The organism is Methylobacterium sp. NMS14P (assembly GCF_028583545.1).
Lineage (GTDB): Bacteria > Pseudomonadota > Alphaproteobacteria > Rhizobiales > Beijerinckiaceae > Methylobacterium.
Window position 1 is genome coordinate 681,170 of sequence record NZ_CP087106.1, and the last position, 13,621, is coordinate 694,790.

Here is a 13,621-nt window from a genome sequence, read left to right on the forward strand (position 1 = left end):
CCGCCCTAGGAGTTGGAAGGCCCGTAGGGCGGTCGCGGGATCGCCCGGTGCGCCGCGCGCAGCGCCGCCGACCAGCGCTCGCGCAGATCGTGGAAGTAGCCCTCGCCGGCCTCGATCCTGTGATTCACCTCGAGCGTCAGCGCGTTCCGGCGGGCGACCGCGATGTCGATCGGCAGGCCGACGCCGAGATTCGACCGCATCGTCGAGTCCATCGAGACGAGGCTCACCTTCAGGGCGTCGTAGAGGTCGGTCGTGTACTTCACGGCCCGGTCGAGGATCGGCTTGCCGTATTTGTGCTCGCCGATCTGGAGGAACGGCGCGTCGGTGCTGCACTCGATGAAGTTGCCGGCCGAGTAGATCAGGTACAGCCGCATCTCGCCGTTGCCGATCTGGCCGCCGAACAGCAGCGAGATCGAGAACCGGATATTGGCCGCCTCGAACCCGTCCTTCTCGATCGAGCGCACCCGCCGGATGGCCCGGCCGATCAGCTGCGCCGCCTGGAACATGGTCGGCGCCTCGACGAGCTTCTGCGGCGGCTCGCCCTCCTCTTCGCCGGGCACGCCCTCTTGGAGCAGGCTGAGGACCGACTGGGTGATCGAGAGGTTGCCCGCCGAGGCGAGCATCATCACCCGCTCGCCCGGCACGTTGAAGTGGTGGAGCTTGCGGTAGGTCGAGATGTCGTCGAGCCCCGCATTGGTGCGGGTATCGGCGACCATGACCAGCCCCTCCTCCACCAGGACACCGACGCAGTAGGTCATCGTCTTCGGGCTCTCGTGCGGGTCGGCGGACCGGTGTCGGAACGATCAGGATTGAGCGGCGGCCCTGCCTTGCTCGACCCGCAGCTTCACGTCCAGTGTTTCAGTGCCACCGCCGGTGCGGCTGCCGCGGATCGGCGCCGCGCCGAGGTAGTCCAGGCCGGTCGCGACGCGGATGTAATTGTCCGCCGGGCTGACGTCGTGGCACGGGTCGAACGCCACCCAGCCGAGATTCGGCACCAGGGCCTCGACCCATCCGTGGGGCGCCTCGACATCCGCCTGGCCGTCGTCCCGGGCCCGGTAGCCGGCGACGTAGCGGGCCGGGACGCCGATGTGGCGGGCGGCGGCGATCAGGACGTGGGCAAGATCCTGGCAGACGCCGCTCCCGGCCGCGAACGCCTTGGCGGCCGGCACAGCGCTGCTCGCGGGACCGGGCTCGTGGGCCACCGCGCCGTGGACAGCGCCCATCAGCCGGTGGAGCCGGGTCAGGACCGCGCCGTCGCCCTCGGCGGCGACGCGCTCCGCGAAGGCGTGCAGATCCGGGCTCGCGGCACACAGGTCCGTGTCGCGCAGGTAGAACTCGTCCGGCAGGCGCTCCACCGTGCCGCGGACGACGCCGTGCGTGTCGTCGGTATCGACCTCGCCGGTGACGCGGATGGTCAGGGCGTCGGCCGGCTCGTCCGGGGTGAACCAGTGGACGACGTTGCCGAACCCGTCCTCGCGGGCGGTCAGCCGCCCGTCGACGGTGGTGTCGATCCGCCACCCGCGGACGTACTGCCCGTCATGGTCCCTCGGTGTCAGCCGGAGGACCTGCACGAGCCCGCGGGCCGGCTGCTCGTAGGTGTAGATGGTCTCGTGAACCACGCGGATGCGCATGCGCCGTCCTGTCCGTCCCGTTCAGCCGACCAGATACTGCTTGGCGATCGCCTCGCCCACCCTGTTGTTCTCGGCGATGAACGCCTCGACGAACTCGTGCAGCCCTGTGGCGAAGACCCGGTCGATATCCTCGCCCTCCAGCTTCGCCAACATGTTTCCCGCGAGGCGCTGGCTCGGGCCGCGGCGGCCGTAGGCGTCGGCGATCAGGTCGAGGTACTCGACGATCACGCCGTAGCAGTTCGCGAAGGAGCGCGGCATCTGCTTGTTGAGCATCAGCAGGTCGGCCACCAGCAGCGGCTTGATGCTCTCCCGGTAGACCCAGTGATAGGCGTTGAACGCCGACACTTCGCGCAGGATCGTGGTCCACTGGAAGTAGTCGAGGCTGCCGCCCACCGTCTCGTCGTGCGGCAGCAGGATCTGGTACTTCACGTCGAGGATGCGGGCGGTGTTGTCGGCCCGCTCGATCGCCGTGCCGAGCCGGGTGAACCAGAACGAGTCGTTGCGCAGCATCGTCCGGAAGGCCGAGCCGTCGAAAGTCAGCGAGACGGTCTTCACCCAGTCGAGGAAGCGGCCGAACTCGTCGCGGTTGAGATCCTTGCCGGCGTAGTTGCGCAGCTCCAGCCACGCGCCGTTGATCGCGTCCCACATCTCGGTGGTGAGCGCCGTGCGCACCGAGCGGGCATTCTCGCGGGCCGCCTCGATGCAGGAGCGGATCGAGGACGGGTTGTGCGGGCTGAAGGCCAGGAAGTCGCAGACCGTGTCGGCGTTGACCGCGCTGTAGTGGGTCTTGAACGCGTCGGGGTCGCCGGCCGAGGCGAGGGCCGATTCCCACTCGTTGCTCCCGCCGCCGCCGTAGCTCGTCGGCAGCGACGCGAAGCGGTGCGCCGCGTCGAGGATGCGGGCGACGAAGTCGGCGCGCTCGACGTAGCGCGAGAGCCAGAAGAGGTTATCGGCAGTCCTGGAAAGCATCGGTCTTCAGCCAAGTCGTGCGGACCACAATGTCCGCGCCTCGGAACGTCGGGACGGCCTAGGCCTCAGGCGTCGAGCACCCAGGTGTCCTTCGTGCCACCGCCCTGGCTGGAATTGACCACCAGGGAGCCTTCCTTCAGCGCCACCCGGGTCAGACCGCCCGGAACGATGCGGATCTTGTCGGCCCCGCACAGCACGAAGGGCCGCAGGTCGACGTGGCGGGGCGCGACGCCCGAGGCCACGAAGGTCGGGCAGGTGGAGAGCGACAGGGTCGGCTGAGCGATGAACCCGTCCGGGGCGTGCTTGAGCTTCTTGGCGAAGTCGTCGAGCTCGCGCTTGCTCGCGTGCGGGCCGACCAGCATCCCGTAGCCGCCCGAGCCGTTGACCTCTTTCACCACCAGGTCGGAGAGGTTGTCCATCACGTACGCGAACGCGTCCTTCTCGCGGCAGCGATAGGTCGGCACGTTGTGCAGGATCGGCTCCTCGCCGGTGAAGAACTTCACGATCTCCGGCATGTAGCTGTAGACCGCCTTGTCGTCCGAGATGCCGGTCCCGACCGCGTTGGCGAGGGTCACCGAGCCGCGCTCGTAGGCGTTCATCAAGCCCGGCACGCCGAGGACCGAGTCCGGGCGGAAGACCAGCGGGTCGAGGAAGTCGTCGTCGAGGCGGCGGTAGATCACGTCGACCTTCCGCGGCCCCTCGGTGGTGCGCATGTAGACGACGTCGTCCTTGGTGAAGAGGTCGGACGCCTCCACCAGCTCGACGCCGAGCTTGTCGGCCAGGAACGAGTGCTCGTAGAACGCGGAATTGTAGCGCCCGGGGGTCAGCAGCACGACGGTCGGGTCGCGGGTCGCCGAGCCCGGCGCGAGGCTGCGCAGGGTCGCGAGCAGGGCGTCCGGGTAGTTCTCCACCGGCGCGACGCGGTGCTTGGAGAACAGGTCCGGGAACAGGCGCAGCATCACCTCCCGGTTCTCCAGCATGTAGGAGACGCCCGACGGGATGCGGGCATTGTCCTCCAGCACGAAGAAATCGTTCTCGCCGGTCCGGACGATGTCGATGCCGGCGATGTGCACGTAGAGGTCGTGCGGCACGCGGAAGGACCGCATCTCCATGCGGTAATGGGCGTTGCGGTAGACGAGGTCGGCCGGGATGATGCCGGCCTTGATGCATTCCTGGGCGCCGTAGATGTCCTTCAGGAACAGGTTGATCGCCGTGACCCGCTGCGTCAGCCCGCGCTCCAAGAAGGCCCATTCCGGCTTGGTGATCACCCGGGGGATGATGTCGAACGGGATCAGCCGCTCGGTCGACTCGTTGTCGCCGTAGACCGCGAAGGTGATGCCGATCCGGCGGAACAGCAGCTCGGCCTGGCTGCGGCGGGTGTTGAAATGCTCGGGCGGCGTGGAGTCGAGCCAAGCCTTGAGCTGGCCGTAGGCGTCGCGGACGGCCGCCGGATCGGCCGCGCCGATCCCGTTCATCTCGTCGAAGGCCGTCACCGCCATCTCGCTCCTCCCGTACGCTCCCGCTCTCGAGGCAAGAGGCGCGCCACCCGTTCATGGCTATATCCGCGGGCGATAACGCTCAAGGCGGCCGGAGGATCAGATCAACTTCAGGCCTTTCAGGCTGGCGTGACCGTTTCGGCCGAGGATCACGTGGTCGTGGACCACGATCTTGAGCGGCGCCAGGACCGCCACGATCTCGCGGGTCATCGCCACGTCGGCCGCGGAGGGGGCCGGGTCACCGGACGGGTGGTTGTGGGCCAGGATGATGGCCGTCGCCGACAGTTCGAGCGCCCGGCGGGCGACCTCGCGCGGGTAGACCGGCGTGTGGTCGACGGTGCCGCGCCCCTGCACCTCGTCGGCGATGAGGTGATTGCGCTTGTCGAGGAACAGGACGCGGAACTCCTCCCGCGGGGCGAACGCCATGGTGGCGCGCAGGTACTCGGCAGCGCGCTCCACGAGCCCAGGAGCGCGCGCTCCCGGATCGCGCCCCGGGCCAGCCGCCGGGCCGCGGCCTCGATCACCTTGAGGTCGGACGCGACCCCGGCGCTCACGCCCTCGACCTCCATCAGCCGCGCCGGCTCGGCGCTGACCACCTCGGCGAAGCTGCCGAACCGGGCGACCAGTGCCTTGGCGAGGGGCTTCACGTCCCGCCGGGGGATTGCCCGGAACAGGACGAGTTCCAGGAGCTCGTAATCGGGCAGCGCGTCGGGCCCGGCGGCCGAGAACTTCTCCCGCAGGCGGTCGCGATGGCCGTGGTAGTGCGGCGTCTCCTTCTCGACCGGGGACGGGGCGGCGGCGCTGTCGGCGAACAGCCCCGCCTCACCGTCGTCCTGCCGTTCGGGCACGGCCGGTCAGGTGGCCGGGTTGACGGGCTGGTGCAGCCCCTTCGGCGAGATCGTGAAGATCTCGACGCCGGTCTCGGTGACGCCGACCGTGTGCTCGAACTGGGCAGAGAGCGAGCGGTCGCGGGTCACGGCGGTCCAGCCGTCGCCCAGGACCTTCACGGCGGGCCGGCCGAGATTGATCATCGGCTCGATCGTGAAGAACTGGCCGGGCTTGAACGGCACGTCGTAGCTGGCCTCGACGTAGTGCAGGATCGTGGGCGCGTCGTGATAGGTGCGCCCGAGGCCGTGGCCGCAGAAGTCGCGCACCACCGAGCAGCGCTCGCCCTCGGCGTAGCTCTGGATCGCCCGACCGATGTCGTTGGTCGAGCCGCCGGGCTTCACGGCGGCGACGCCGCGCATCAGCGCCTCGTAGGTGATCTCGCACAGGCGCTGGGCCTTCCGCGGCACCTCGCCGACATAGGCCATCCGGCTCGAATCACCGTGCCAGCCGTCGAGGATCAGGCAGATATCGAGGTTGACGATGTCGCCCTCGCGCAGCGGCTTGTCGTTGGGGATGCCGTGGCAGACCACGTGGTTGATCGAGGTGCAGATCGACTTCGGGTAGCCGCGATAGAGCAGCGAGGCCGGATAGGCGCCGTGATCCATCGCGAAGGTGTAGGCGAGCTTGTCGAGTTCCTCGGTGGTGACGCCGGGCTGCGTCGCCTCCATCAGCAGGTCGAGGGCCTCGGCGGTGAGGCGCCCCGCGCGGCGCATGCCCTCGAATCCCTCGGGACCGTGGATCGGCGGTTCCGGGGCGCGGCGCGCACCCTGCGCACTGGCCTGTTCCTGCTGCATGATCGGGACTTTTTTCGCGGCGGCGTCAATCGGGCTTCGCCCTATGTACGGCGCGGGGCGCGGGAGTCCAAGCCGCATCGGTCACGGGTCGGACGAGGCTTGCGCCGGTCGCGGGGCTGGCGGCATAAGCGGCCGCGAGACGCCCGGGAGCGCGCAGGCAGATTCGCCGCGCGCTCGGTCGCGGGGCAGGCGAGGGCCGGATGGCAGGCAAGGCGGTACCGCACTTCCACAACGAGCCGGGCGTGCCGGTGATCACCGTGGGCGTGAAGGAGTTCATGTGCATCGGCGCGCTGCCGCCGTTCGACCACCCGCACGTGTTCCTCGACATGGGCGCCGACAGCGAGATCATCTGCCAGTACTGCTCGACGCTCTACCGCTACCGGGCCGGCCTGAAGGCCGACCAGGCGGAGCCGCAGGCCTGCGTGTGGCGGGACGACGCCAAGGTCGCGGCGGAGTAGGCGCCGCCCACCGTGCCCTCTGGCAGTCCATCTCTGCGGATCGGGATCGTCGGAGCCGGGATCGGCGGTCTGACGGCGGCGCTGGCGCTGTCGGATTCCGGCCACGCCGTCACGGTGATCGAGCGCCGGACCGGTTTCAGCGAGGTCGGAGCCGGAATCCAGATCTCGCCCAACGCCAGCCGGATCCTGGCCGGCCTCGGGCTCTCGGTGGCCCTGCGCCGCGCGGCGAGCGAGCCGCCCGGCGTGGAGGTGCGCGCCCTCGACAGCGGGCGCCGCATCGGCGGCGTGGCGCTCGGCGCGCAGGCGCAGAGCCGCTTCGGCGCGCCCTACTACGTGATCCACCGCGCCGACCTGCAGACGCTGCTGCTCGACGCGCTCCGGAGCCGCTCGACGATCCGCCTGATGATGGGGCGCACCGTGACAGCCGTGTCCCAGACGGCGTCCGAGGCCGTCCTCACCGTCGAGGGCGCGAGCGGGGCCCAGCCCGTCGCCTTCGACCTCGCGATCGGCGCGGACGGGCTGCGGTCCCGGCTGCGCGCGCATCTCGATGCGGCCCCGCTCCGGCCGGGTCAGGCCGCGGCGTGGCGTGCGCTCATCCCCGTGGAGGCGGTCCCGCAGGACCTGCGCGGCGGCGCCACCGGCCTGTGGCTCGGCCGCGGTCGGCACGTGGTGCATTACCCGGTGCGGGACGGCCAGTTTCTCAACGTGGTGGCGGTCGTGCCTGAGGCGGTGGGCGACGAGGGCTGGGGCCGGCTCGGCGAGCCGGCCGTGCTGCGCGGGCATCTGCGCGGCTGCGCCGCGCCGCTGCGCGATCTCATGAGCCTGCCGGATTCCTGGCTGGTCTGGTCGCTCGCCGACCGGGCCGTGGCGCGCCCGCTCGCCCGCGACCGGCTCGCGCTGATCGGCGATGCCGGCCACCCGGTGCTGCCCTACCTCGCGCAGGGGGCCGCGCTGGCGATCGAGGACGCCGCGGTCCTGACCCGCGCCCTCGCGGACCACGCGGACGTGCCGGCCGCGCTCGCTGCGTTCTCTGGCGCGCGGATCGCGAGGGTGCGAAAGGTCCAGACGGCGGCGCGGCGCAACGGCCGGACCTACCACGCCGGCGGCGTGGTGGCGTTCGTGCGCAACGCCGTGATGGCCCGCCTCGGCCCGGACGGCATGCGCGACCGCTACGCGTGGCTGTACGGCTGGACGCCCCCCGCTTGATCGCACCCGCCGCCCCCGCTACCGAGGGCGCATGCGGACGTGGCGGAACCGGTAGACGCACGAGACTTAAAATCTTGCGGCCGCAAGGCCGTGCGGGTTCGAGTCCCGCCGTCCGCACCAGCACGCATCGCGACGCGCCCTCCCTCAGGATCCAGAGCGCGCACCGCCCGTCGAACCGGGCGCCGGAGGATATGGCGTGGTCTACGTGCTGATCATCATGCTCGCCGGCTCGGGCTCCGCGATCGGATCGGTCGAGTTCAACACGCAACAGGCCTGCCTAGCCGCCGCGAAGCAGATCGCCGAGGCGGAACGGCCCTATGGCGGGGCCTCCCCGGTGACCGTGTGCGCGCCGAAGGGGTGAGGCGGACGCGGCCGCCGTCGCTTGGGATGGATCACATTTGAGCGATCGCTGAAACCGGCCCTAGTCGTGTCCCTGCCAGAAAGGCGCCGGGAGATTCCGGCATGATCGACGCCCTTCAGACCGCCGCGACCGGCATGACCAGGGCCACCGACCGGCTCGGGAAAGCCGCCGAGACCGTCGCGGCGAGCGGCGCGCCCGTCGGCGACACCGCCCTGCCGCCGGCCGCGCAGGTGGACCTGTCGGGGGCCGCGCTGGACCTGATCGGGTCGCGGTCGGCCTTCGCGCTGAACGCCGCTGTGGCGCGCTCCGCCGACCGCATGATGGGTCAACTGCTCGACGTCACCGCCTGAGGGCGGGGAGCGCGAGGCCGGCCAGGATCGCGGCCGCCGCGAAGAGCAGCGCCACGCCGACGAGGCGGTAGGCGACGACCCCCACCACCCCGCCCGCCAGGAAGGCGCCCACGGTCGAGAGGTACAGCCGCAGCCGCACGGGATCGTGGGCCCTCAGCGGGTCGGCGCCCGGCGCGCCGCGATCGAGCCAGCGCGCGAGCTCGATCCCGATATCGGTGATCATGCCGGTGACGTGCGTGGTCCGGACCCGCGACTCGGAGATCTTGGTCACGGCCGCGTTCTGGAGGCCGAGGACGAAGCTCAGACCGAGCACGAGGGCGTGGCTCCGCGCCGGCTCGCGGAGCAGCAGCACGAGCAGGCCCACGGCGACGAGGAGGATCGCCTCCGCGCAGACCCCGTAGGCGTAGGCGCCCGGACGGTGCCCACGACGGCGCCGGCGGATCAGCAGCGTCGCGGTGGCGGCGCCGAGCACGAACAGGACGACGAGCAGGCCGGCCTGCAGGGCCAGGAGCAGGTCGCCCGTGCCGGTCCGGTCGGAGATGGCCGAGACGTTCCCGGTCATGTTCGAGGCGTAGAGGCCGACCGCGTAGAAGCCGGCGGTATTCAACGCGCCTGCCACCCCGGCGAGGGAGAGGGCGAGTGCCCTGTCGGCCTCCGGGGTGCGCGTCTCGCCTTCGTGGACCAGCATGGACCCGTGGATGACCCGTCGGTGGGCGCGGAACGCCGGATTCGGCCGGCGCCGCCACCGTCTTAAGCCACGCGCCCGGGCGCCGTCACGGCGCCCGGCGCAACCCCGGGCTCACCAGCCGCGATAGCCGTAGCGACCCTCGTAATCCCCGCCCCAGTGGCGGGCCGGGCCGTAGCCGACCGGCACCCGCTCGTAGGTCACGGTCCGGCGGGTGGCGTAAACCGGCGCGTCCTCCTCGTAGACGCGGTAGGCGGGGGCCGGCCGCACGACCACGGGAGCCGGGGCGTAGCCGTAATCCTCGTAGCCGTAACCGTAGCCGGGCGCCGCGTGAGCCTGGGTCGCGGCGCCGATCAGGGCGCCGGCCGCGAGGCCGCCGATGATGCCGGCCGCGATTGCGCCGCCGCCGCGGGCCTCAGCGGTGGTGGAGGCCAGGGTGCCCGCGCCGATCAGCGCGGCGGCCGAGAGCAGAGCGATGCGCGTCATGACCTGTCTCCGGTAGATGCGGGGAGCGCCTGCGGCGCCCCGGATCACACGAGGGACAATGCCGCGCCCGCGCTGCACCGATGCTGAAGCCGGCCTGCAGCCACGGTTCAGCTTGCCGGTCCGGCCTCCGTGTCGGGGGCGGTCCGGATGTAGCCGCGGGAGATCAGGCGACTCCGCTCGCGCGTGCGCCGCTCGGCCTCCATTAGGTCGGACAGCGCGTCGGCGATCGCGCAGCGCAGGGCGATCCCGGCATCGCCGCCCGCGAAGCCGAGATACGCGGTGCTGATCGCCTCGACGGGGCATACGTGATCGTCGCGCTGGGCCAGGACCTGGGTCAGCATCGGGTTCTCCTTCGTCGCGTCCGGGAACGAAAAGAGAACAAGCCATAAGGGTTAACGTTCCGTCAACGGCGGCCGGGCCGGCCGCGCGCGGCCGGCCAAACCCTGTGGACAACGCCGTTTCCGGTGCCGGGCGACTGTGGATAAGCCGGCTCACTCGGGCATGCGCGGCAGCGGCTTGCCGTCGGCAGGAATCGGGTATCGGGCCGCGTTCAGCTCCATCGCCAGGAACGTGTAGTAGCCCGAGATCGCCGCCAGATCGACGACGCCGGGCTTGCCGAACCGGGCCTCGGCCCGCGCGAAGGTCGCGTCGGAGACCCGCCTCGTGTCCTGAAGCTCGGCGGTGAAATCGTACACGAGGGTCTCGTCGTCGCTCATCTTGGCCGGCCGGCGGCCGTCGCGGATCGCCGCGATGATCTCGGCCGAGATGCCGGCCTTCTCGGCGATCGGCGCGTGGACGTACCACTCGTAGTCCTGCGTCCAGCGGCGGGCAGTCATCAGGATCACCAGCTCCGAGAGCGTGGTGCCGATCTTCGGCTTGAAGCGGAGGTAGTCGCCCATCGACCGGGCGAGCGTCATCACCTCCGGCGAGTACATGAGCGGCTCGAACGGCCCGAAGGGCGGCTTGCCGCGCGCCTGCGCGAAGGCCTCGGCCGCCTGCTTCTGCTCGGGCGTGTAGTCCTGGGGCGGGATAGTCGGCAGCCGGTCCTGCGCCCGCGCCGCCACGGTCGCCAGTGGGGTCGCCAGCGGCAGGGCCACGGAGAGGGCGGCAAGGGTCAGCGCGCGGCGGCGGAGGGTCATCGTTTCGCTCCCGTTGGATCTGTGCAGTCGCGCCGCACGATCGCGGCGCCGCCGCGCGGCCGCCAGGGCCCGGATCGGGAAGCCCGTGTCGAATGTCGCGCGGCGTCACGGGAACGCCGGACGCGTCGCGGCCCCGGGTTCGGACCGGTTGCGCTCGGCGCCGCGCCGCGTCATCAGCGGCCGCGATGGCCGGTCCCGCACCCGCGCTGCCGATCGAGGCGGCGCTCCCCGATCTGCGCCGCGCGCTCGCCGCGCGGAACGCCGCCGTCCTGGTGGCGCCCCCCGGCGCCGGCAAGACGACCCGGGTACCCCTCGATCTCCTCGAGTCGCCCTGGCTCGACGGGCGCAAGATCATCCTGCTGGAGCCCCGCCGCCTCGCGGCCCGGGCGGCGGCCGCGCGGATGGCCCAGACACTGGGCGAGCCGGTCGGCGGGACGGTGGGCCTGCGCGTCCGTCTCGGCTCGAAGATCTCGGGCCGCACGCGGATCGAGGTGGTCACCGAGGGCGTCTTCACCCGGATGATCCTGGACGATCCGGAGCTGTCCGGGATCGGCGCCGTCCTGTTCGACGAGTTCCACGAGCGCTCCCTCGACGCCGATCTCGGCCTCGCGCTGGCGCTCGACGCGCAGGGCGGCCTGCGGGAAGACCTGCGGATCCTCGTCATGTCGGCCACCCTCGACGGCGCCCGGGTCGCGCGGCTGATGGGCGACGCCCCGGTGGTGGCCTCCGAGGGTCGCGCCTTCCCGGTGGAGACCCGGTACGCGGAGCGCGATCCGAACCGGCGGATCGAGGACTCGGTCGCCGAGGTCACTTTGCGCGCCCTCCGGGCGGATCCGGGCTCGATCCTGGTGTTCCTGCCCGGGCAGGCCGAGATCCGCCGGACCGCCGACCTGCTGGCCGAGAAGGTCGGCGCCGACGTGCAGCTCGCGCCCCTCTACGGCGCGCTGACGCCCGCCGAGCAGGACCGCGCCGTCGCGCCGGCCTCCGCCGGCACCCGGAAGGTCGTCCTCGCGACCAGCATCGCCGAGACCTCCCTCACCATCGAGGGCGTCCGGATCGTGGTCGATTCGGGGCTGGCGCGGGTCCCGGTCTACGAGCCGGGCCTCGGCCTGACCCGGCTGGTCACGGCCCGCGCCTCCCGGGCCTCGGTGGACCAGCGCCGAGGCCGCGCCGGCCGCACCGAGCCCGGCCTGTGCTGGCGGCTCTGGTCCGAGGCCGGCACCAACGCCCTGGAACCGTTCACGCGGCCCGAGATCCTGTCGGCCGACCTCGCCGGGCTGCTCCTCGACTGCGCCGCCTGGGGCGTGACCGACCCGGGCGCGCTCGCATTCCTCGACCCGCCGCCCGCGCCGGCCCTCACGGAGGCCCGCGCCCTGCTGAGCGAGCTGGGTGCCCTCGACGCCGACGGCCGCCTGACGCCGGTCGGCGGGCGGCTGCGGGCGCTGCCGCTGCCGCCGCGGCTCGCCCGGATGGTTACGGTCGCGGCCGGCAGCGGGCAGGCGCGGCCCGCGGCCGACCTCGCCGCCGTGCTGGTGGAGCGAGGCCTCGGCGGCGACGGGGCCGACCTCGACGAGCGGGTCGAGCGCTACCGCCGCGACCGGGGCGGGCGCGCCGCCGACATGCGCCGGCTCGCCGACGGCTGGGCCCGGATCGCCGGGGCCGGTGGTTCCGCGAGCCCGGATGCCGGCCCCGTCCCCGCAGGGCCGCTCCTGGCGCTCGCCTACCCCGACCGGGTGGCCCGGGCGCGCGGCCGCGAGGGCGAGTTCGTGATGGCGAGCGGTCGGGCCGGGCGCCTCGACCCGGCGAGCCCGCTCGCCCGGGAGACCCATCTGGTGATCGCCGATCTCGCCGGATCGGCCGGGAACGCCCGGATCCTGGCCGCGGCGGCGATCGGGGCCGAGGCGATCGAGCGCCTCTTCGCCGACCGGATCGAGTCGCGCACCGAGATCGCCTTCGATCCGCAGGCGGCCGCGCTGCGGGCGCGCGCGGTCCGGCGGCTCGGCGCGGTCAGTCTCGGGGCGCGGCCGCTGCCGGTGCCGTCCGACCCGGACAGCGCCGCGATCCTGGCGCGCGGCATCGCCGATCTCGGGATCGACCGCCTGCCGTGGACGCCGGCCCTGGCGCAGTGGCGGGCCCGGGTGACCTTCCTCCACGCCGCCGAGGGCGCCGCGTGGCCCGACCTGTCGGACGCCGCGCTGGCCCGGACGGCGGAGACGTGGCTGGCGCCGTCTCTCGAGGGTCGCGCCGCCCTGGCTTCGGTCACCGCGAGCGACCTCGCGGACGCCCTCCAGGCCCTGCTGCCCTGGGACCTGCGCGCCCGGCTCGACGCGGAGGCGCCGACCCATGTCGAGGTGCCGACAGGCTCCCGCATTCCGGTCGATTACACGGCCGAGGAGCCGGCGCTGGCGGTCCGGGTCCAGGAGCTGTTCGGCCTCGACCGGCATCCGCGGGCCGGCGGCCGCCCGCTGGTCCTGCACCTGCTGTCGCCGGCGCAGCGGCCGATCCAGATCACGCGGGACCTGCCGGGTTTCTGGCGCGGATCCTGGGCGGCGGTGCGGTCCGAGATGCGCGGACGCTACCCGCGCCATCCCTGGCCGGAGGACCCGCTCAGCGAGGCACCGACCCGCCGGGCCAAGCCCCGGGGAACCTGAGCCGCCCTCCGAAACCTCGACACAGACGGACCCGCCGCGATGACCACCGACACGGATGATTTCGACCCCGCCGCCGACGGCTGGAGGCTGGTGGAGGACAAGGGGTTCATCGCCCATGTCGGGCCGCTGCATGTCCGGGACGCGGACGGCGCCTACGCGTTCCGGGCCGATCAAAAGCACGCCAACCTGATCGGCGTGGTCCACGGCGGCATGCTGATGAGCTTCGCCGACCGCGCCCTCGGCGAGACCGCGATGCGCGCCGCCGATGGCGCCAACTGCGTGACCATCCAGCTGGAGATGAAGTTCATCGATGTCGGCCGCCTCGGCGACTGGATCGAGATCCGGCCGCAGGTGGTCAAGCGCACGGGCTCCCTGGTTTTCATGCGCGGCGACGTCCGCGACGGCAGCCGTCTCCTGGCCTCGGCAGACGGTGTCTGGAAGATCCTGCGGCGACGGCCGAGTTGACCCGATCAGGATAGATGTCCTAGCCTGCCGTCGCGCCTCGCG

Annotated in this window: 15 protein-coding genes, 1 tRNA gene and 1 pseudogene; 7 read left to right on the forward strand and 10 right to left on the reverse strand. The window is 72.1% G+C overall.

Features of this window, described 5'->3' with window-relative positions; all coding sequences use genetic code 11:
* Positions 1–5 precede the first annotated feature (5 nt).
* The 6 genes and pseudogenes from LOK46_RS03135 to map all read right to left on the reverse strand — a co-directional run bounded on the left by LOK46_RS03135 (position 6) and on the right by map (position 5,778).
* Positions 6–758, reverse strand: coding sequence for a peptidase (locus LOK46_RS03135; protein WP_273562444.1), 753 nt, complete (start codon positions 756–758; stop codon positions 6–8).
* Between the two features lie 45 nt (positions 759–803).
* Entirely contained in the window at positions 804–1,631 is an 828-nt protein-coding gene (locus LOK46_RS03140; RefSeq protein WP_273562445.1) for a transglutaminase family protein, read from the reverse strand.
* Positions 1,632–1,652: 21 nt separating this feature from the next.
* Positions 1,653–2,600 carry an alpha-E domain-containing protein gene (locus tag LOK46_RS03145; protein WP_273562446.1) on the reverse strand — a complete coding sequence of 316 codons (948 nt, stop codon included), beginning with the start codon at positions 2,598–2,600 and terminating at the stop codon, positions 1,653–1,655.
* Between the two features lie 65 nt (positions 2,601–2,665).
* Positions 2,666–4,099: a circularly permuted type 2 ATP-grasp protein gene (locus LOK46_RS03150; protein WP_020093520.1), complete on the reverse strand. Its 1,434-nt coding sequence runs from the start codon at positions 4,097–4,099 to the stop codon at positions 2,666–2,668.
* Between the two features lie 96 nt (positions 4,100–4,195).
* Positions 4,196–4,911, reverse strand: a pseudogene (radC, locus tag LOK46_RS03155) (RadC family protein).
* Between the two features lie 39 nt (positions 4,912–4,950).
* On the reverse strand, positions 4,951–5,778 hold the full coding sequence (map, locus tag LOK46_RS03160; RefSeq protein WP_443192858.1) for a type I methionyl aminopeptidase: 828 nt from the start codon (positions 5,776–5,778) through the stop codon (positions 4,951–4,953).
* Positions 5,779–5,978: 200 nt separating this feature from the next.
* On the opposite strand from map, the gene LOK46_RS03165 reads away from it, so the two are divergent.
* From LOK46_RS03165 to LOK46_RS03185, 5 genes are all read left to right on the forward strand, one after another.
* Entirely contained in the window at positions 5,979–6,236 is a 258-nt protein-coding gene (locus LOK46_RS03165) for a zinc-finger domain-containing protein (RefSeq protein ID WP_024831057.1), read from the forward strand.
* Positions 6,237–6,248: 12 nt separating this feature from the next.
* Positions 6,249–7,442 (forward strand): FAD-dependent monooxygenase, encoded by a 1,194-nt coding sequence (locus tag LOK46_RS03170; RefSeq protein WP_273562447.1) that lies wholly within the window; start codon positions 6,249–6,251, stop codon positions 7,440–7,442.
* 33 nt (positions 7,443–7,475) lie between these two features.
* A tRNA-Leu gene (locus LOK46_RS03175) sits at positions 7,476–7,562 on the forward strand.
* Positions 7,563–7,638: 76 nt separating this feature from the next.
* A complete protein-coding gene (locus tag LOK46_RS03180) occupies positions 7,639–7,803 on the forward strand; it encodes a hypothetical protein (protein WP_273562448.1) in 165 nt (54 codons plus the stop codon).
* A 101-nt stretch (positions 7,804–7,904) separates the two neighbouring features.
* A complete protein-coding gene (locus LOK46_RS03185) occupies positions 7,905–8,153 on the forward strand; it encodes a flagellar protein (protein ID WP_273562449.1) in 249 nt (82 codons plus the stop codon).
* Here LOK46_RS03185 and LOK46_RS03190 read toward each other — a convergent pair.
* The 4 genes from LOK46_RS03190 to LOK46_RS03205 form a co-directional block, all read right to left on the reverse strand.
* Positions 8,143–8,841 carry a YoaK family protein gene (locus tag LOK46_RS03190; RefSeq protein ID WP_273562450.1) on the reverse strand — a complete coding sequence of 233 codons (699 nt, stop codon included), beginning with the start codon at positions 8,839–8,841 and terminating at the stop codon, positions 8,143–8,145. The genes LOK46_RS03185 and LOK46_RS03190 overlap by 11 nt on opposite strands.
* Before the next feature lie 111 nt (positions 8,842–8,952).
* Positions 8,953–9,324 (reverse strand): hypothetical protein, encoded by a 372-nt coding sequence (locus LOK46_RS03195; RefSeq protein WP_273562451.1) that lies wholly within the window; start codon positions 9,322–9,324, stop codon positions 8,953–8,955.
* Positions 9,325–9,431: 107 nt separating this feature from the next.
* Entirely contained in the window at positions 9,432–9,665 is a 234-nt protein-coding gene (locus LOK46_RS03200; protein ID WP_020093512.1) for a hypothetical protein, read from the reverse strand.
* Positions 9,666–9,815: 150 nt separating this feature from the next.
* Positions 9,816–10,463, reverse strand: coding sequence for a carboxymuconolactone decarboxylase family protein (locus tag LOK46_RS03205; RefSeq protein WP_273562452.1), 648 nt, complete (start codon positions 10,461–10,463; stop codon positions 9,816–9,818).
* A gap of 185 nt (positions 10,464–10,648) precedes the next feature.
* Between LOK46_RS03205 and hrpB the strand changes: the two genes are divergently transcribed.
* Together hrpB and LOK46_RS03215 are read left to right on the forward strand one after the other, a co-directional pair.
* Positions 10,649–13,114, forward strand: coding sequence for an ATP-dependent helicase HrpB (gene hrpB / locus LOK46_RS03210; protein WP_273562453.1), 2,466 nt, complete (start codon positions 10,649–10,651; stop codon positions 13,112–13,114).
* A 39-nt stretch (positions 13,115–13,153) separates the two neighbouring features.
* Positions 13,154–13,579, forward strand: coding sequence for a PaaI family thioesterase (locus LOK46_RS03215; protein ID WP_273562454.1), 426 nt, complete (start codon positions 13,154–13,156; stop codon positions 13,577–13,579).
* The last annotated feature ends 42 nt before the right edge of the window (positions 13,580–13,621 follow it).

Excerpts from the sequence above, each read along its gene's own strand:
- LOK46_RS03135 (WP_273562444.1), bottom strand. The coding sequence starts at position 758 with ATGACCTACTGCGTCGGTGTCCTGGTGGAGGAGGGGCTGGTCATGGTC.
- LOK46_RS03195 (WP_273562451.1), bottom strand. The coding sequence starts at position 9,324 with ATGACGCGCATCGCTCTGCTCTCGGCCGCCGCGCTGATCGGCGCGGGC.
- LOK46_RS03205 (WP_273562452.1), bottom strand. The coding sequence starts at position 10,463 with ATGACCCTCCGCCGCCGCGCGCTGACCCTTGCCGCCCTCTCCGTGGCC.
- hrpB (WP_273562453.1), top strand. The coding sequence starts at position 10,649 with ATGGCCGGTCCCGCACCCGCGCTGCCGATCGAGGCGGCGCTCCCCGAT.
- LOK46_RS03215 (WP_273562454.1), top strand. The coding sequence starts at position 13,154 with ATGACCACCGACACGGATGATTTCGACCCCGCCGCCGACGGCTGGAGG.
- LOK46_RS03190 (WP_273562450.1), bottom strand. The coding sequence starts at position 8,841 with ATGCTGGTCCACGAAGGCGAGACGCGCACCCCGGAGGCCGACAGGGCA.
- LOK46_RS03145 (WP_273562446.1), bottom strand. The coding sequence starts at position 2,600 with ATGCTTTCCAGGACTGCCGATAACCTCTTCTGGCTCTCGCGCTACGTC.
- map (WP_443192858.1), bottom strand. The coding sequence starts at position 5,778 with ATGCAGCAGGAACAGGCCAGTGCGCAGGGTGCGCGCCGCGCCCCGGAA.
- LOK46_RS03200 (WP_020093512.1), bottom strand. The coding sequence starts at position 9,665 with ATGCTGACCCAGGTCCTGGCCCAGCGCGACGATCACGTATGCCCCGTC.
- LOK46_RS03150 (WP_020093520.1), bottom strand. The coding sequence starts at position 4,099 with ATGGCGGTGACGGCCTTCGACGAGATGAACGGGATCGGCGCGGCCGAT.
- LOK46_RS03140 (WP_273562445.1), bottom strand. The coding sequence starts at position 1,631 with ATGCGCATCCGCGTGGTTCACGAGACCATCTACACCTACGAGCAGCCG.
- LOK46_RS03185 (WP_273562449.1), top strand. The coding sequence starts at position 7,905 with ATGATCGACGCCCTTCAGACCGCCGCGACCGGCATGACCAGGGCCACC.
- LOK46_RS03165 (WP_024831057.1), top strand. The coding sequence starts at position 5,979 with ATGGCAGGCAAGGCGGTACCGCACTTCCACAACGAGCCGGGCGTGCCG.